17 protein-coding genes are annotated in these 16,659 nt (G+C 51.8%); 7 read left to right on the top strand and 10 right to left on the bottom strand.

Annotation, left to right across the window (positions count from 1 at the left end):
- Window positions 1-4: 4 nt before the first annotated feature.
- Window positions 5-1,234 carry a bifunctional glutamate N-acetyltransferase/amino-acid acetyltransferase ArgJ gene (gene argJ, locus ACP15Y_RS16190; RefSeq protein WP_424984152.1) on the bottom strand — a complete coding sequence of 410 codons (1,230 nt, stop codon included), beginning with the start codon at window positions 1,232-1,234 and terminating at the stop codon, window positions 5-7.
- Window positions 1,235-1,243: 9 nt separating this feature from the next.
- Complete coding sequence (locus ACP15Y_RS16185; RefSeq protein WP_424984151.1) at window positions 1,244-2,107, bottom strand: peptidylprolyl isomerase; 864 nt, start codon at window positions 2,105-2,107, stop codon at window positions 1,244-1,246.
- 232 nt (window positions 2,108-2,339) lie between these two features.
- On the opposite strand from ACP15Y_RS16185, the gene secA reads away from it, so the two are divergent.
- Both secA and ACP15Y_RS16175 read left to right on the top strand, forming a co-directional pair.
- Entirely contained in the window at window positions 2,340-4,994 is a 2,655-nt protein-coding gene (gene secA / locus ACP15Y_RS16180; RefSeq protein ID WP_424984150.1) for a preprotein translocase subunit SecA, read from the top strand.
- A gap of 73 nt (window positions 4,995-5,067) precedes the next feature.
- Window positions 5,068-5,763, top strand: a complete 696-nt coding sequence (locus ACP15Y_RS16175) for a class I SAM-dependent methyltransferase (protein ID WP_424984149.1) — start codon at window positions 5,068-5,070, stop codon at window positions 5,761-5,763.
- Here ACP15Y_RS16175 and ACP15Y_RS16170 read toward each other — a convergent pair whose 3' ends face one another.
- The 3 genes from ACP15Y_RS16170 to ACP15Y_RS16160 are packed head-to-tail and all read right to left on the bottom strand — an operon-like array spanning window position 5,764 to window position 7,567.
- Window positions 5,764-6,294: a VOC family protein gene (locus ACP15Y_RS16170; protein WP_424984148.1), complete on the bottom strand. Its 531-nt coding sequence runs from the start codon at window positions 6,292-6,294 to the stop codon at window positions 5,764-5,766. It abuts the gene before it with no gap.
- Between the two features lie 14 nt (window positions 6,295-6,308).
- A complete protein-coding gene (locus ACP15Y_RS16165; protein WP_424984147.1) occupies window positions 6,309-7,007 on the bottom strand; it encodes a hypothetical protein in 699 nt (232 codons plus the stop codon).
- Window positions 6,992-7,567, bottom strand: coding sequence for a uracil-DNA glycosylase family protein (locus tag ACP15Y_RS16160; RefSeq protein WP_424984146.1), 576 nt, complete (start codon window positions 7,565-7,567; stop codon window positions 6,992-6,994). The genes ACP15Y_RS16165 and ACP15Y_RS16160 overlap by 16 nt, the downstream gene beginning before the upstream one ends.
- Window positions 7,568-7,695: 128 nt before the next feature.
- Between ACP15Y_RS16160 and ACP15Y_RS16155 the strand changes: the two genes are divergently transcribed.
- Both ACP15Y_RS16155 and ACP15Y_RS16150 read left to right on the top strand, forming a co-directional pair.
- Window positions 7,696-9,474: an SLC13 family permease gene (locus ACP15Y_RS16155; protein WP_424984145.1), complete on the top strand. Its 1,779-nt coding sequence runs from the start codon at window positions 7,696-7,698 to the stop codon at window positions 9,472-9,474.
- Between the two features lie 19 nt (window positions 9,475-9,493).
- Window positions 9,494-9,970 carry a GNAT family N-acetyltransferase gene (locus ACP15Y_RS16150; RefSeq protein WP_424984144.1) on the top strand — a complete coding sequence of 159 codons (477 nt, stop codon included), beginning with the start codon at window positions 9,494-9,496 and terminating at the stop codon, window positions 9,968-9,970.
- A 3-nt stretch (window positions 9,971-9,973) separates the two neighbouring features.
- On the opposite strand, the gene ACP15Y_RS16145 is transcribed toward ACP15Y_RS16150, so the two are convergent.
- The 4 genes from ACP15Y_RS16145 to ACP15Y_RS16130 all read right to left on the bottom strand — a co-directional run bounded on the left by ACP15Y_RS16145 (window position 9,974) and on the right by ACP15Y_RS16130 (window position 13,231).
- Window positions 9,974-10,975: a L,D-transpeptidase family protein gene (locus ACP15Y_RS16145; RefSeq protein WP_424984143.1), complete on the bottom strand. Its 1,002-nt coding sequence runs from the start codon at window positions 10,973-10,975 to the stop codon at window positions 9,974-9,976.
- A 126-nt stretch (window positions 10,976-11,101) separates the two neighbouring features.
- Window positions 11,102-12,058 carry an acetyl-CoA carboxylase carboxyltransferase subunit alpha gene (locus ACP15Y_RS16140; RefSeq protein ID WP_424984142.1) on the bottom strand — a complete coding sequence of 319 codons (957 nt, stop codon included), beginning with the start codon at window positions 12,056-12,058 and terminating at the stop codon, window positions 11,102-11,104.
- Between the two features lie 100 nt (window positions 12,059-12,158).
- Window positions 12,159-13,079 carry a site-specific tyrosine recombinase XerD gene (locus ACP15Y_RS16135; protein ID WP_424984140.1) on the bottom strand — a complete coding sequence of 307 codons (921 nt, stop codon included), beginning with the start codon at window positions 13,077-13,079 and terminating at the stop codon, window positions 12,159-12,161.
- A complete protein-coding gene (locus tag ACP15Y_RS16130) occupies window positions 13,079-13,231 on the bottom strand; it encodes a hypothetical protein (protein WP_424984139.1) in 153 nt (50 codons plus the stop codon). Before ACP15Y_RS16130 ends, ACP15Y_RS16135 begins: the two co-directional genes overlap by 1 nt.
- Before the next feature lie 161 nt (window positions 13,232-13,392).
- On the opposite strand from ACP15Y_RS16130, the gene ACP15Y_RS16125 reads away from it, so the two are divergent.
- The 3 genes from ACP15Y_RS16125 to ACP15Y_RS16115 are packed head-to-tail and all read left to right on the top strand — an operon-like array spanning window position 13,393 to window position 16,387.
- Window positions 13,393-13,977 (top strand): shikimate kinase, encoded by a 585-nt coding sequence (locus tag ACP15Y_RS16125; RefSeq protein WP_424984138.1) that lies wholly within the window; start codon window positions 13,393-13,395, stop codon window positions 13,975-13,977.
- 17 nt (window positions 13,978-13,994) lie between these two features.
- Window positions 13,995-15,122 carry a 3-dehydroquinate synthase gene (aroB, locus tag ACP15Y_RS16120; RefSeq protein WP_424984137.1) on the top strand — a complete coding sequence of 376 codons (1,128 nt, stop codon included), beginning with the start codon at window positions 13,995-13,997 and terminating at the stop codon, window positions 15,120-15,122.
- Window positions 15,119-16,387, top strand: coding sequence for an HlyC/CorC family transporter (locus ACP15Y_RS16115; protein WP_424984136.1), 1,269 nt, complete (start codon window positions 15,119-15,121; stop codon window positions 16,385-16,387). The genes aroB and ACP15Y_RS16115 overlap by 4 nt, the downstream gene beginning before the upstream one ends.
- Window positions 16,388-16,394: 7 nt before the next feature.
- On the opposite strand, the gene ACP15Y_RS16110 is transcribed toward ACP15Y_RS16115, so the two are convergent.
- The gene (locus ACP15Y_RS16110) at window positions 16,395-16,652 is read right to left on the bottom strand and encodes a BolA family protein (protein WP_424984135.1); all 258 of its coding nucleotides are present in this window, start codon (window positions 16,650-16,652) and stop codon (window positions 16,395-16,397) included.
- Between the last annotated feature and the right edge of the window lie 7 nt (window positions 16,653-16,659).

Here is a 16,659-nt window from a genome sequence, read left to right as displayed (position 1 = left end):
TGAATTAGCTACGATAATCCCCATTGATGCTGATATAGCCATGGGTCAGGTCGCAGCTGTAAATTGTTGCTTTGCCATCCCCTAGTCCCAAATCTACACCGATCTCAATCTGATCATTTTGCATATAGGCAGAGGCATCTTCTTCCTTATAACGAGGAGAGCGCTGCCCCAGTTCCGTCAATAGCAAGTCGCCAAAGCGAATTTGCAATTTATCGCGATCAGCAGGTTCGCCCGCTTTCCCCACGGCCATCACCACACGTCCCCAATTGGCATCTTCCCCCGCCACAGCGGTTTTAACCAAAGGCGAATTGGCGATTGAACGGGCGATCACATCGGCGCTCGCATCAGAAACTGCGCCTTCCACCTTCACCGTGATGAGTTTTTGCGCCCCTTCACCATCGCACACAATTTGCAATGCCAAATCATGCAGTACCGCATTCAACGCATCCCCAATCAAAGCGCAGCGCGGGTCGCTTATGTCATTGATCGGGTCAATATCGGCCTGCCCGGTGGCAAACAGCAAACAACAATCTGATGTAGACGTATCACTATCCACAGTGATGGCATTAAAGCTAGCCGCATTGGCAGGCTTCAGCAAGGCGTTCAACACCTCAGCCGAGATCGGCGCATCTGTGAACACATAAGCCAGCATCGTCGCCATATTGGGAGCGATCATGCCGGAGCCTTTGGCAATGCCGGAAATATTGATATCAACACCGTCCACATCCAATACCGCACCTGCGCCCTTGGCGTAAGTATCGGTGGTGCGAATGGCGTTGGCTGCGGCCTCATAGTCGCCAAGGCGGTCCTCATTCAATTCCCCAATGGCGTCCATCATCGGCGCCGGGTCAAGCGGCTCACCAATCACGCCGGTAGAGGAAATGAAAATTTCTTGCGGCGTGCAGCCAATGAATGCAGCCGCAGCTTGCGCGGTTTTCTCAACCGTTTCAGCCCCCACTTTGCCCACAAAGGCATTGGCATTGCCCGCATTGACCAAAAGGCCGCGGGCAGCACCAGAACCAATATACGCCTTACACCAATCAATTGGCGCCGACGCACATTTTGAGGTAGTGAACACCCCCGCCACCTGCGTGCCCTCACATAGCTTGGCCAGCAATAAATTATTGCGGCCCTTATAGCCGATCCCGATCGGGGCGGTGAATAAATCAACCCCTGCGACCGGGTTCAGTTCAGCAAATTGCTCGGGTGCCAATGGCGAAGTGCTCAATTCCATCTAAAGGTCCTATTCCACAATCTCGATGGTGATTTCTGCTTTGTTTTTCGCAACGATGTCTTCAAACTTTTTCGCCAAAACGCGCTGACGCACTTGCTGGCCAACTTGCGCCAATGCAGGTGGTTCGGACTTTTTGCGATCTTCGAGCTTAATCACGTGCCAACCAAATTGAGACTGCACAGGTGCAGAGATGTTGCCCACTTCTAGCGCATTTGCAGCTTCGTAAAATTCCGGCACCATTTCACCGTCAGCAAAATAACCAAGATCACCACCTTGCGCCCCAGATGGGCCAGTGGATTTTGCTTTTGCAGTTTCTGCAAAGTCAGCGCCATTGTTCAGCTCATCCACAATGGCTTGGGCTTCTTCTTCAGTTTCCACCAAAATGTGACGGGCACGCAACTGATCCTGACCTTCAAAATCTTTGAAAATCTCATCATATTCTGCTTGCACTTCTTCATCCGTGATGGATTTGGCCACAACGTCTTCCAAATATGCCCGGCGCAGCGCACGGTCTTCCAAATAGGCTTTGCGACGCGCAAACACTTCACTGTCCGCCATGCCTTCATCGCGCGCAACCTGTGCCATCACCTTCATGTCCACCAGCATTTGCACCACAAATTGGCGACGTTGTTGTGGAGGAATTTGTGCAATGTCCTGCCCCAAATCTTCAATGGCATAAACAAGATCAAGCTCGGTGATCTGCTCATCGCCGACTTTGGCAACAACTTTGTCCGGGTCAAATTGCGGCGCTTGCTGTTGTGTAGCATCTTGAGCCAAGGCACCTGAAACAGCATAGACCGAACCAACGGCAACAACCCCTCCCAAGACAAGCGCAGAAGTAAAGTTTTTCAGTTGGTGAATCATTCCGGTCATATGACGTTCCTTTTGTTTGTGTGACCGACATTTTCGGCCAGATACAATCAGTTGTGAGGTTTGCGTGATTTGTGAAGCGTTGACAAGACACTTTGCCAGCACTACATCTCCCAACGCCGCTTTTTAGTGGCTAAATGTGGCATTTGATCGTGCGGCATTAGAAAAACGAACACATTCCTGTCGCCTTAAGGGCCTAAAACCCGATTTTAAGGCATCAATAAGGACATTTGTCATGGCGTTAGCTGCACTGGCTAAAAAAATCTTTGGTTCTGCGAATGATCGTCAGGTCAAAAAATATCGGCCACTGGTCGATGCGATCAACGCATTGGAGCCTGAAATCGCAGCGCTGAGCGACGATGAACTGCGCGCGAAAACGGAACAATTCAAACAAGAATATAAAGATGGCAAATCGCTAAAAGACCTTTTGGTCCCCGCTTTTGCTGTTGTTAGGGAAGGTGCCAAGCGCACACTTGGTCAGCGCCACTATGATGTGCAGCTGATCGGCGGCATGGTGCTGAACGACAATTCTATCGCAGAAATGCGCACCGGTGAGGGTAAAACCCTTGTGGCCACCTTGGCGGTATATCTCAACGCGCTCGCCGACAAGGGCGTGCATGTGGTGACCGTCAACGATTATCTGGCCAAGCGTGACGCGGAATGGATGGGTCAAGTCTATGGCTTTTTGGGCTTAACCACTGGCATCATTGTTCATGGCATTTCAGAAGACCAACGCCGCGCCGCATACGCAGCAGATGTGACATATGGCACAAACAACGAGTTTGGCTTTGATTATCTGCGCGACAACATGAAATATTCGCGCGAGCAAATGGTGCAACGCGGCCACAATTTCGCAATCGTCGATGAGGTGGACAGCATCTTGATCGATGAGGCGCGGACACCATTGATTATTTCTGGTCCGTCCGAAGATCGCTCTGACCTCTACATCAAAATCAACGCCCTAATCCCGTTGGTGGAAGAAGGCGATTATGAACTTGATGAAAAGCAACGTTCTGCCACCTTCACCGACCAAGGCATTGAAAAGCTGGAAGAGGTGCTGCGCAAAGAAGAATTGATCAAAGGTGAAAGCCTTTATGACACGGAAAACGTGTCAATCGTGCACCACCTCAATTCTGCCCTGCGTGCCCACAAGCTGTTCACCCGCGATAAAGACTATATCGTGCGCAACAATGAAGTGGTGATCATCGACGAGTTTACGGGCCGCATGATGCCGGGCCGTCGCTTTTCAGAGGGCTTACACCAAGCCCTTGAAGCCAAAGAAGGCGCTGAAATTCAGCCCGAAAACCAGACCTTGGCGTCAATCACCTTCCAAAACTACTTCCGGCTCTACAACAAGCTTGCAGGCATGACCGGCACAGCCTCAACAGAAGCCGAGGAATTTGCCGATATCTACAAACTGAATGTGGTGACCGTTCCCACCAACCGCGAAATCTCTCGGGTGGATGAGGAAGACGAAGTTTACCGCACCCAAGAAGAAAAATATCAGGCGATCGCTAAAGAAGTGGCCGAATGCCAGAAGAAGGGCCAGCCGGTTCTTGTGGGCACAACTTCGATTGAAAAATCTGAGCTTTTGGCCAGCATGTTGGAAAAAGAAGGCGTGAAAGACATCAAAGTCCTCAACGCCCGCCACCATGAGCAGGAAGCGCAAATCATTGCTAACGCGGGTATGCCAAATGCCGTGACCATTGCCACCAACATGGCGGGCCGCGGGACAGACATTCAGCTTGGCGGCAATTTGGAAATGCGCGTTGACATTGAATGTGGCGACCTTGAAGGCGAAGAGCGCGACAAAAAGATCGAAGCCATCAAAGCCGAGATCGAAGACTATAAGCAAAAGTCACTCGCCGCTGGCGGCCTTTATGTTGTGGGCACAGAGCGCCATGAATCGCGCCGGATCGACAACCAGTTGCGTGGTCGTGCTGGTCGTCAAGGTGACCCAGGCCGTTCGAAATTCTACTTGTCACTGCAAGATGATTTGATGCGGATTTTTGCGCCAGAGCGCATGGAATCCATGCTGACCAAATTGGGCTTGGAAGATGGCGAAGCCATTTCGCACCCATGGGTATCGAGTGCACTTGAGCGCTCGCAATCTAAAGTGGAAGCGCGCAACTTCGACATTCGGAAAAACATCCTCAAATATGATGATGTGATGAATGATCAACGTAAGGTGATCTTCGAACAACGCTTGGAATTGATGGACGATGACAATGTCAACGAAACCATCACCGAGATGCGCCACGATGTGGTTGAAGATATCATCCAGCGCTTTGTACCTGAACGTGCTTACCCCGAACAGTGGAACACAAAGGGCCTCAACGAAGCCGCGAAAACTTATCTCAATGTCGATGTGCAAACCGACAAATGGGCTGAGGAAGAAGGCATCGACGTGGCCGAGGTCACTGAACGCCTGACCCAAAAGGCCGACGAAGTGGCAGCCGCCAAAGCCGCACAAATCACGCCAAACATCATGCGCCAGATTGAGAAGCAACTCTTGCTGCAATCTTTGGATGGTTTGTGGCGCGAGCACTTGGTGACACTTGATCACTTGTCAAAAGTGGTTGGCTGGCGCGCGATTGCCCAACGCGACCCACTGAACGAATATAAGCAAGAAGCTTACGAATTGTTCCAGAACCTGTTGGACAGTCTGCGTGAATTGGTGATCACCCAGATCAGCCATGTGCAGCTTCAACAGCCTGAAGAGCCTCAAATGCCGGAAATGCAGGAAAGCCATATCGATCCGCAAACCGGCAAAAATGAAGTGGGCGACGACAGCGACTTGAACATGGACAATTGGGGCAAAGTGCGCCGCAACGATCCATGCCCTTGTGGGTCTGGCAAAAAATATAAGCATTGTCACGGCGCTTACTAAGCGACCCAATGCAAATATCTGAACTCAAAAGGCGCTTTATTCAAAGCGCCTTTTTTGCCTTGAGGGAAAGCCAATGACCGCTACAGATTTCGATAAGCTCGCAAAGATCTATGAAGCCGAAAAAATCAGCCCCTGGAACGATCTTTATGAACGTCCAAACTCGATCCAATTGATGGGCGAAGTTGATGGGTTGACGGTGCTGGATGCAGGCTGTGGCGGCGGCAAGCATTGTGCCGATCTGTTGGCCAAAGGCGCCACAATGCACGGCTTCGACATGAGCGAAAAAATGCTCGCCTTCGCCAAGGATGCGCTGGGCGATCAGGTTGAGTTCAAAGTAGCGGATTTATCGCAACCATTGCCCTATCAAGAGGGCCAATTTGATCGCATCTTGTGCGCCCTCGCCCTGCACTATTTGGAACATTGGAGCACACCATTAAGCGAGTTTTATCGCGTGTTAAAACCCGGCGGCAAAGTGGTGATCTCTACCCACCATCCCTTTATGGATCACGCGCTGGCAGGCGGCGAGGCTTACTTCGCACACACACTCATTGAAGACAGTTGGAAAAAACCTGATGGCACGCTTTATGTGTGCTATTGGCGTCGTCCCCTAACGCAAATGATGGACGAGATAAAGGCAGCAGGCCTAGAAGTCGAGACCATCCAAGAGCCTATGCCGGTGCCGGAAACAGAAGAACAATTTCCAGACGCCTATAAAAAGCTCACAACCCAACCGCGCTTTATTTTCTTCGTGCTGAGAAAGCTCAGCTAGCTATTGCGCAGACGCGGCGGCCGCTTCTAAATCAGCGATCACGATCTTACGCATTTTGAACATGGCCTCTGTTGCCGCTTTCGCGACCACAGGATTTTCATTGCCCACCAAGAAGCCCAATTGTTTCGGGATCACCTGCCACGACACACCAAATCGGTCCTTCAACCAGCCGCACATGCTCTCCTTGCCCCCATCAGCCAAAAGAGCGTCCCAATAGCGATCCAGTTCAATCTGATCATTTACTTCGATGAAAAAAGAAAAGCTTTCGCTTTGCGGATATTTTGGGCCACCATTTAACCCCAACACCTCTTGTCCGTTCATGCGCCACCGCACCATAATCGGCTGATGGCCACCCTCGGGTGTCGGCGTTGCTGGATGCAACATTTCCGCATCGTCAAAAATTGAACAGTAAAAGCGCGCTGCCTCTTCCGCGTTATGGTTGAACCAAAGGCAAGGTGTTGGTCTCGGCATCTTGTCACCCTCAATTGTGAAGGCTGAATGATAGGCGAAAATCGCGCCAGCGCCAATCATGTCGCCCGCCCGAGCTAGCGTGGATCGAAACGATATTCTTCAATATGTTGCTCAAGCGCGCCCACATCAGCGATTGGCGCGGGGTTAAAAATCGCCATACGGCCCACCATTTGAACCTTGGTCGCAAACCGTTCCACAATTTGATAATACGGCCGATCTTCATAATCATCAAAAACGATCACGCTATTGGTCGCCCCCTGCAAAGCCTTGATCGCTTTGAGAAAACAGGCAACACGAAAACGCCCGTCAATCAACACAAGGTCCGGCGCTGTCTCAAACGCCGGGAAATCGGAGTAAGCGTCGAACTTTGCCAAACGCTTTGCATTTGGTTGCCGCAACCCTGCTGGGAACCCCCAGCTCGCGGTGATGCCGATATCTGCATGTTCAACGCGCTGATTGGCTCGTGCCAACCCGGCCCGTTCAATCGTATTGCGCACACTGTAGCAAAAACGAATATCGCTCTCTTTGCTGACAAAGTTCAAACCCAATTGCGCGGCCGCATAGGTGCTGCCACCACTGCCAAATTCAACATAGTTTTTGGCTCGTTTGAGCTGACGTAAGAACCAACTGGTTGAGCTGTCTTGGTCAAAATAGGGCGCAGTGCCTGTCGTAAACAAAAACGGCGCTGTAAGGCGTGGATCTAGATTAAGCCCCTTCACGACACCGTAGAATGCTGATGAGCGAAACCGTGGTGATTTTATGAAGATAGACAATGAACACGGTTCCTCAAACTGGGTAACACATCCGTCTCAAACCACGGATTGCGCCGCAACCAAATATTGTTGCGCGGGCTAGGATGCGGCAAAACCATATGGCGAGGTTCAAATTCACGCCAATTCTTCACCGTATCCGTGAGGGTTTTATATGCACGTCCGCCCAAATGATAGTCAATGGCATAGGCACCAATAACGATGATCAATTCCAGCTGATCCATTTCTTGGAAAATTCGATCATGCCACGTCGCGCGACATTCTGGCCGGGGTGGCAAGTCGCCGGATTTACCCGTGCCCGGAAAGCAATAGCCCATCGGTACAATGGCGAATAGATCAGGATTGTAAAATTGATCCCTATCGACCCCCAACCATTCGCGCAATCGATCGCCGCTTTGATCGTTAAACGGCACCCCCGTCTCGTGCACGACGCGGCCCGGCGCTTGCCCTGCAATGGCAATTTTGGCCCTTTTGCTCAGTTGCACAACTGGCCGCACCCCATGGGCCAAATGCGGCAAACAAAGCGTGCAGGCTGCAATTTCTTTTTTTAGGCATTCAACCATCAATAATTTTTGTTTCCCTTTGCAATTAGGGACAAACTTTCCCGTCAAAAGACTGGTCACACGCGTTGTACTTTGCCATCATGCGCGCAAATTGACAAAGGAAAGTGGCAAGTTGGGAGCCCCCTTGTATGACGCTCGATCAAATCATTCTGTTCAGCCTGTTTTTCCTGGTTTTTATCGGACTGCTTTGGGGGAAATGGCGTTATGATCTGGTCGCATTCACCGCACTCATTGCGGGTCTGATTGCAGGCGTTGTGCCCACAGAAATTGCCTTTGAAGGATTTGGCCACCCGGCAACGATCATCGTTGCTTTGGTGCTTGTGGTGTCTCGGGGACTAACCAATTCCGGCGCTGTTGATTTGATCACCAGATCAGTGATTGACCATTCCCGATCCATTGGCATGCACATCACCCTTTTAGGGGGCATTGGCGGCATTCTCTCTGCCTTTATGAACAATGTTGCCGCACTGGCATTGTTGATGCCTGTTGATATTCAGGCGGCCCAAAAGGCTGGCCGCACACCCGGCCAAACGCTCATGCCCCTGTCCTTCGCCACTATTTTGGGCGGCTTGATCACCTTGATCGGCACGCCGCCCAACATCATTATTGGCTCTTTCAGGGAAACCGCATTGGGCGAACCTTTCGGTATGTTTGATTTCGCGCCGGTGGGGCTCATCGTCGCCATTATCGGCATTGCCTTTGTCGCCACAATCGGGTGGCGACTTATCCCTGAACAAAAGAAAAAGAAAAACTCACCAAAAGATTTGATGGAGCTTGAGGGCTATGTCGCCGATCTGGTGGTTGCTGAAGGCTCGTCCGCAATCGGCCAGCAGGTCAAAGACCTCGATGCCATTGCAGAAGAAAATGACTGTATCATTTTAGGGCTATCCCGTCGTGGCAAACGCCTCGCGGGCCGCGCACGCAACGAAGAAATTAAAGAAGGCGATTCCTTAATCATCGAAGCCACTCCAGCAGCCATCAACGCACTGGTGGGTGCGCTTGGCCTTCAATATCAAGGCCAAGCCTCGTCGTCCAAAAACGCCCTTTCCGGCGATCTGGTGCTGGCCGAAGCCGTGGTGGGGAACGACAGTCGCCTGATCGACCGCACGGCCATGAATATCCGCCTTCTCTCTCGCTATGGCGTTTCGCTTTTGGGCCTATCGCGGCAAGGCAAAACCCAGCGCGAACAGGTGCGCAAAACCAAACTGCAAGCTGGTGATATCTTGCTGTTGCTCGGTCCGCCCGATGCCATCGACGATGTGATCCCGCGCATGGGCTGTTTGCCATTGGCAGATCGTGGCTTGCAGGTCACCCAATATGAACGCGCCGGGCTGGCCATTGGCCTTTTCGCAGCAGCGCTGATCGCTGCGAGCATTGGCTGGCTCTATCTGCCCGTTGCCCTAGCGCTGGTAGCCGTGGTGTTCGTCTATACCGACATTGTGCCCATCCGTGAACTCTATGACACCATTGAGTGGCCCGTGGTGGTCCTTTTAGGATCGATGATCCCCCTCGGTAGTGCATTAGAAAGTTCAGGCGGCACGCAATTGATCGTCAATGGCTTGGCCGCAGTCACCGCAGACCTGCCCGCATGGGTAGCATTGACGCTGCTGATGATCGTGACCATGACACTGTCAGACGTGCTCAACAATACCGCCACAGCCATTGTCGCCGCTCCCATCGCCGTGGGCTTGGCCAGTCAAATGGGCGTCAATCCCGATACATTTTTGATGGCGGTCGCGATCGCGGCAAGTTGCGCCTTTTTGACCCCCATCGGCCATAAAAACAATATGCTGGTGCTTGGCCCCGGCGGCTATTCCTTCGCTGATTATTGGCGCATGGGCTTACCGCTTGAAATCCTAATCGTGGCCATATCCGTGCCCGCCCTCTTGGTCTTCTGGCCATTATAAAATTTGCTGAGGAGCATTTATGAGTGAGACAGAATTTGAACCTGCATTGATGGAAGCGGTGCGCACCCTCAACAATGAACATGAGGTCGAAACCTCATGGTTGGAACCTGAGGATTTGCAGAACCTTGTTGACCGCGCTTATTTCGTAGAAGTGGTGGACGAAGCAGATGCATTCCTGATCGCCATGAATGAACTCTCCGCTCATGACGGCATCAACTATGCTTGGTTTAATGAACGCTACGATCAATTTGTCTATATTGACCGGATTGTCACTGCCGGCCGCGCCCGTGGACAAGGCCTTGCCAAAAGTCTTTATGAAGCACTGTTTGAAGCTGCAGCGGCAGATGGGCAAGAGATTGTGGGATGCGAAATCAATCGCGAACCTCCCAATCCGGGATCGGAAGTGTTCCACACCAAAATGGGCTTTGAAATGATCGCGGAGCGCGAACTGACTAACGGCAAAACTGTCGGCTATTGGGTTAAAAAAATCAGCTAAGATTTAATTGCGCGCAGGCGGTGTTGGGGCGTTCGGATCGGTTTGCCCTGCACCATTATCGCTGCTGTTGTCTCCGCCGCCGAACAAGCTGCCAAACCAACCAGTGATCTTTTCGTTTCGCTCTTCAAGCGCCTGCTTGGCTTCAACTTTCGCCTGCGCTGCAGCTACCTCATCCAACTTGGCCTGCTTGATATTTGCCCGCGCCTCTTTAAACGCAGCTTCGTCCTGAGCCTGTCTGGCTTTTAATGCTGCAACCACAGTAGGGTCCAAGGTGGATGCGCCACACGCCCCGGAACGGTTAAAGCTATAGTCGCCTTGGCACACATCCCATTTCGGCTTGGTCTTGGTGATTTCGAAAATATCATGGCCTTCTTTGATATTTTTCCAAAAATCCATGTGTTCGCTATTGGCGAATTTCGCCAGATTTTTGCCATTCATGCGGAATGGATAAACCTGCACCTGCACAGAACGATTGCCGCCCTTATGGCTTTCGCGCACCAAGGCATAAATCTCGCCAATCTGATCGTCTGTCATGGCATAGCAACCGCGCGACGAACAATCACCATGCACCATCAAGTTTGAACCTGTGCGCCCGTGCGAGCGGTCAAACTTGTTGGGGAAGCCCAAATTGAACGAAAGGAAATAGTTTGAGCGCGGGTTCATATGCCCCGGCGTCACTTCATAAAATCCTTCTGGAGATTGACGGTCACCTTCGCGGAATTTCGGGCCAACTTCACCAGACCATGCGCAAATTTTGTAAGAGCGGAAAAGCTCAAATTTGCCGGAAGCTTTCACCTGTTTCCACACTTCCAATTCGCTCGATTGCTTGAAAATGCGGATGATCATCGGCGCGCCGGGCGAAGAACCCATGCCGCTTAGCTTCGCTTTGGTGAAGGAGGAAAGAGGGATATTGCCACGATCTTCGAACCCGGTGGTACACGCCGCCAGAATAAAAAGCGATGACAACAAAATCATCAATTTGATGCTATGCAATGCCTTAGCCACACAAAGTCCCCGGATAAAATGTGAGGCCGCTCCCGATTGACGGCCTCTACACCAACTTATTGGTAAATTCTTTACACTTAATTTGGCGTAAACGTGAAGCAAATGCACGCCTCACCGACATCACAATCAAGTGAGTTTTGAACCAATAGACAGGAACTTTTCGCGCCGCTCTTCGCGAATTTCCAAGCGGCCCTTGCCCTCATAGCTTTTCAAGAATTTACGCACCAAATTGCCAGTGGCCTCGATCACCTGTGCGGAATGACGATGCGCACCGCCCGCAGGTTCTGGCACGATATGATCAACCACACCAAATTTCAGCAAATCCTGCGCGGTGATTTTCATGGAGTTCGCAGCCTCTTGCGCCTTGCCAGCATCGCGCCACAAAATTGAAGCAGACGCTTCTGGTGAAGCCACAGTGTAGATTGAATGTTCAAGCATCGCCACTTTCGACGCAGCAGCAATCGCAATCGCGCCGCCTGAACCGCCTTCACCGGTGATCACGGCCATATTAGGCACGCCCAACTGCAAGCACATCTCTGTTGACCGGGCAATTGCTTCGGCTTGACCGCGTTCCTCAGCGCCAACACCAGGATAGGCGCCAGCCGTATCCACCAAATATAGCACCGGAATATCGAACCGGTCGGCCAATTCCATGATGCGCACAGCTTTCCGGTAGCCCTCGGGCCGCGCAGATCCAAAATTATGCTTGAGACGCGATTCCGTATCAGAACCTTTTTCGATGCCGATCACCGCAATGGACTGTCCGTCAAAACGGCCAAAGCCAGCTTGAATAGCCGCATCTTCTGAGAATTTGCGATCACCCGCCATCGGCGTGAAATCCGTGATCAGCTCTTTGACATAATCCACAAAGTGCGGGCGCAACGGATGGCGCGCAATTTGCGTTTTCTGCCAAGGTGTCAATTTGCTGTAAATATCGCCAAGTGCTTCATCGGCGCGTTCCTGCAGCCGCTTGACCTCATCTTCAATTTCGACCGCCTCACCGCTTTGCGCGAGCGATTTCAACTCTTGTACTTTTGCCTGCAAGTCAGCGACAGGTTTTTCAAACTCAAGATAAGATTGCATATTTACCAGCTTTACTATGTCCGTTTTGCGCCCTTCGCGCCATTTGGCGCGGAAAGTGGCGATTTGCCCCTAAAATGTCAAGCACCCAAAGGCGTCGCGTTCAACTCTTCTGCGCCAAAGGATGGTGTTTTTCAACCAGCTGCGTCAAGCGTTCATCCAATATATGGGTATAAATTTGCGTGGTTGAAATATCCGCATGGCCCAGCAGCACTTGAACGACCCGAAGGTCCGCGCCTCTTTCCAACAAATGTGAGGCAAAAGCATGGCGCAAAATGTGCGGTGATATTTTCGACGGATCAATGCCTGCATCAATCGCGATCTGCTTGAGTTCACGCGCAAAAACCTGCCGCGCCAAATATCCCTCTTTGGTGTTGGCGGGAAACGCAAAACGCCCCGGCGGCAGCTTCTTTAAATAGGTCAGTAACGCATCTTTCGCCCCATCATTGAGGGGCACCATGCGCTCCTTATCACCTTTGCCGCGCACCACCAGCATCGAGGCATCTTTTACAATGGCTGAGCGCAACAAGGCCACAAGCTCTGAGACGCGCATACCCGTGCCATACAAAAGTTCCAGCAACACAAAGTTACGCTCGGCTTTGAGCTGTGCCTTTGGCGACAGGTTCGGTTGCGCCATCGCCGCCTCCGCGGCTGCAAACAGCTGATCCACTTCTTCAATGCTCAAAGTTTTGGGCAAGCGCTGCCCCGCCTTTGGCGCTGGTACAATGGCCGTGGGATCATCCTTACGTAAATGCTCTGCGACCAAAAACCGATGAAATTGTTTGATGGCGCTTAAATGCCGAGCCTGTGTAGTGGCGGCAAATCCTTGGCTTTCCAAACCCATTAAATAAGCCTGCACCCCATTGCGATCCACATCGTCAACAGGCGTGCGCACCCGCGCCAAATGGCCAACATATTGTTCTAAATCGCGCCGATAAGCTTCAAGCGTATTCTGTGCCGCGCCGCGCTCAGCGCTCATCATATCCAGAAACAATTCTAAATATTGCCCGGCTTTATCGCTCATTATGTGTTGTTGCCAAATAAATCTCGAGCGGGAATACGCTCGGTCATTTCCCGTGGGGCTGGGTCTACAAACACGGTCAACGCCACCATGGACCCAAAAACCAACGCCGCCAAAAACGCTAAAAACACAATAAACCTAATCAAGGTCGGCATATCGTCACCCTCCGTTGGCCTCTTTTTCGCCCATTTAGCGCGCAATTTCAAGAAATTACCCGCATCGTGCTTAAAACAGCGCCCACGGGCCTTGCAACAACAAGACTTGACATTAAACCCAACAAATGGCTTCAAACACGTGAACGGATAAGGAGACAAATGTGGACGACGGGCTGACCAGCACGGATGTGAACAAAAACAGCAAACTGGTCAACCAAATGCTTGGCACCAAGCCAATTGTGCTTATTGGTTTGATGGGTGCTGGCAAATCCACTGTGGGCCGACGGATTGCCCAATATCTCAACCGCCCCTTTATCGATAGCGATAGCGAAATCGAAAAAGCAGCAGGCATGCCCATCCCCGATATTTTTGAAACCCACGGCGAAGATGAATTTCGCGCTGGCGAGGTGCGGGTGATCTCGCGGCTGCTAACGGAAAACAATAATGCTGTGATCGCCACTGGCGGCGGTGCGTTCATGAATGAAGAAACCCGCAAAAATATCGAAAATCACGCAGTCTCCGTTTGGCTGGATGCAGACATCAACTTGCTTTTTGAGCGCGTATCCCGTCGCAACACCCGCCCGCTATTGCGCACCGCAGACCCTTTCGGCACGCTAAAAGCGCTTTATGATCAGCGCAATCCCACCTATGCTCTGGCCGATGTGAAAGTGACCTCTTTTGACGGCACCCACGAAGCCGTCGCGGCCAAAGCCATTGATGCATTGGCCACTTACCTGAACGCCTAACGCTCGAGAAGAAACCTATGTCGACCCAACACGCCCCAGAACCCATTATTGTGCCCATCGATTTGGAAGATCGCGCCTATGATATCGAGATCGCGCCCGATGTGCTTGATCGTCTGGGTGGGATTTTGAAGCAAAAATTTCCGGGCGCTCGATTTGGCGTGATCACTGATTTGAATGTTGAAAAGGCCCAATGGGAACGGCTGAAAAAAAGCCTTGAAGCCAATGGCTTGGACTATGCAATCATCTCTATCCCTCCGGGCGAAAATGCCAAAAGCATGGCCCGCCTAGACAGCGTGGTGTTTGCCCTGCTGAAAGAAAAACTAGAGCGCAACGACATTATTCTCGCCTTCGGCGGCGGGGTGATTGGCGACCTCGCAGGGTTCGCTGCTGCCATTATGCGGCGCGGCATGGATTTTGTGCAAATTCCCACCTCGCTTTTGGCGCAGGTGGATAGCTCAGTCGGCGGCAAAACCGGGGTAAACTCCCCCCACGGCAAAAACCTCATCGGCGCATTTCATCAACCGCGATTTGTAGCGGCAGATTTGGGTGCACTCGAAACCCTGCCCGAACGCCAATTTCGCGCGGGATATGCCGAAGTGGTCAAATATGGCCTGATCGATGATGAAGAGTTTTTCTTCTGGTTGGAAGCAAACCAACCTGAAATTTTCGAGGGCGGCCCAGCGCGCGCCGAAGCCATTGCCCGCGCGTGCCGTGCGAAGGCCCGCGTGGTCGTGGCAGATGAGCGCGAACATGGACAGCGTGCCCTGCTCAATCTCGGCCATACTTTTGGCCACGCGCTTGAAGCCGCCACGGGCTATTCGGATCGATTGATCCACGGCGAAGGCGTCGCCATAGGCATGGCACTGGCCCACCGCTTCTCCACCAAGCTTGGCCTATCCAACACGCAAGACGATGAGCGCGTGGTGGCCCACTTGAAAAAAGCGGGCCTACCGACCAAGTTAAGCGACATTCCGGGCGAGCTGTCCTCCACTGAGGAATTGCTGAACCATATCGCGCAAGACAAAAAGGTCTCGCGCGGCGCATTGACCTTTATTTTGACAAAAGGCATCGGCAAGGCTTTCATTGAACAAAATGTCAATCCTGACCACGTGTTTGAATTCTTGAATGAAGAACGGCAAAAATGACCGAGTTAACCCTGACCTTTTGGATTTCTGTTGGCGCCATCATTGTGCTGCTGGCCCTATCCGGCTTTTTCTCTGGCTCTGAAACCGCACTGACGGCGGCCAGCCGTGCGCGCATTCACCATTGGGTGAAAGCGGGAAAAAGCGGTGCATCCATCGTGGAGAAATTGATCGCCGATAAAGAACGGCTGATCGGGGCGCTCCTGCTGGGCAACAATTTGGTCAACATCCTCGCTTCATCTTTAGCAACCAGCGTGTTGATCTCGCTGTTCGGTGACACTGGCGTGATTTATGCCACCTTGGTGATGACCCTTCTGGTCGTCATCTTCTCAGAAGTTTTGCCAAAAACTTGGGCCATTTCCAAACCCGATGAATTCTCATTGGGCGTCGGGCGTTTCGTGCGCCCCGTGGTGCTGATTTTTGCACCCATCACTTTTGCCATCCAAAAGCTGGTCAATTTGCTGTTGCGCATGTTGGGCGCCCGCTCAGAAGATGATGAATATGGCCTCACCGGTCATGATGAGTTGCGCGGCACGGTGGACTTGCTGCACCGCGAAGGCGAAGTGATCAAGAACGACCGCGACATGCTGGGCGGCATTTTGGATTTGAGCGAACTTGAAGTGTCTGACGTGATGGTGCACCGCACCAAAATGTTGGCCTTTGATGCCGATCTGCCGAAAGAACAATTGGTGCAGGACATTTTGGAAAGCCCTTACACCCGCATTCCATTGTGGCGCAATGATCAGGACAATATTGTGGGCATCGTGCACGCCAAGGATTTGCTGCGCGCCTTGTTCCGCGCAGGCGGCGACGTGGAAAAGCTCAACTTCTCAAAAATTGTTTCTAAGCCATGGTTCGTACCTGATACCACACCCGTGCAGGCGCAACTGAACGCCTTCTTACGCGAAAAAGCCCATATCGCCATGATCGTGGATGAATATGGCGAAGTGGAAGGCTTGCTGACCCTTGAAGATATTTTGGAAGAAATCGTGGGTGAAATTGCCGACGAGCATGACGAAATCATGGAAGGCGCGCAAAAACAGCCTGACGGCAGCTATATTGTTGATGGCTCCGTGCCGATCCGCGATTTGAACCGGACATTGGATTGGCACCTACCGGATGAAGATGCCAACACCATTGCTGGTCTAATCGTGGAAGAAGCCAAAATGATCCCGGAAGTGAACCAAGTGTTCACCTTCCACGGCTTTAGATTTAAAGTGCTGAAGAAGGAACGCAACCGGATTACGGAAATCAAAATCATTCCGTAAAACGGGACTATTGCTGCACTTTAATCACAAGGGCATGTACCTGCTCGACCAGCTCTTCCGCCAAACAATCATTGATGGCGCGATGCTGCTCCACACGGTTTTTGCCCTTTAAACTTTCGGCGCCAATAATCACCCGAAAATGAGTTTCGCCGCCTTCGCGCCAACCGCCATGACCACGGTGATGCTCAGATTCATCGATCACCTCGAGATGTTGCGGAGAAAATGTCGCATTTAATTTCGAAATAATCGCATCTTTTACCAACATAGGGGTT

This window comes from Maritalea sp. S77 (genome assembly GCF_049801075.1).
Classification (GTDB): Bacteria; Pseudomonadota; Alphaproteobacteria; order Rhizobiales; family Devosiaceae; genus Maritalea.
Note: the sequence above shows the minus strand (reverse complement) of the source record. Positions and strands in the feature narration are given on the sequence as shown.

Bases quoted from the DNA above. Each gene is read 5' to 3' on its own strand.
- ACP15Y_RS16150 (WP_424984144.1), top strand. From the start codon at position 9,494: ATGAGTGAGACAGAATTTGAACCTGCATTGATGGAAGCGGTGCGCACC.
- ACP15Y_RS16135 (WP_424984140.1), bottom strand. From the start codon at position 13,079: ATGAGCGATAAAGCCGGGCAATATTTAGAATTGTTTCTGGATATGATG.
- secA (WP_424984150.1), top strand. From the start codon at position 2,340: ATGGCGTTAGCTGCACTGGCTAAAAAAATCTTTGGTTCTGCGAATGAT.
- ACP15Y_RS16160 (WP_424984146.1), bottom strand. From the start codon at position 7,567: ATGGTTGAATGCCTAAAAAAAGAAATTGCAGCCTGCACGCTTTGTTTG.
- ACP15Y_RS16170 (WP_424984148.1), bottom strand. From the start codon at position 6,294: ATGATTGGCGCTGGCGCGATTTTCGCCTATCATTCAGCCTTCACAATT.
- aroB (WP_424984137.1), top strand. From the start codon at position 13,995: ATGTCGACCCAACACGCCCCAGAACCCATTATTGTGCCCATCGATTTG.
- ACP15Y_RS16115 (WP_424984136.1), top strand. From the start codon at position 15,119: ATGACCGAGTTAACCCTGACCTTTTGGATTTCTGTTGGCGCCATCATT.
- ACP15Y_RS16185 (WP_424984151.1), bottom strand. From the start codon at position 2,107: ATGACCGGAATGATTCACCAACTGAAAAACTTTACTTCTGCGCTTGTC.
- argJ (WP_424984152.1), bottom strand. From the start codon at position 1,234: ATGGAATTGAGCACTTCGCCATTGGCACCCGAGCAATTTGCTGAACTG.
- ACP15Y_RS16110 (WP_424984135.1), bottom strand. From the start codon at position 16,652: ATGTTGGTAAAAGATGCGATTATTTCGAAATTAAATGCGACATTTTCT.
- ACP15Y_RS16140 (WP_424984142.1), bottom strand. From the start codon at position 12,058: ATGCAATCTTATCTTGAGTTTGAAAAACCTGTCGCTGACTTGCAGGCA.
- ACP15Y_RS16130 (WP_424984139.1), bottom strand. From the start codon at position 13,231: ATGCCGACCTTGATTAGGTTTATTGTGTTTTTAGCGTTTTTGGCGGCG.
- ACP15Y_RS16175 (WP_424984149.1), top strand. From the start codon at position 5,068: ATGACCGCTACAGATTTCGATAAGCTCGCAAAGATCTATGAAGCCGAA.
- ACP15Y_RS16155 (WP_424984145.1), top strand. From the start codon at position 7,696: ATGACGCTCGATCAAATCATTCTGTTCAGCCTGTTTTTCCTGGTTTTT.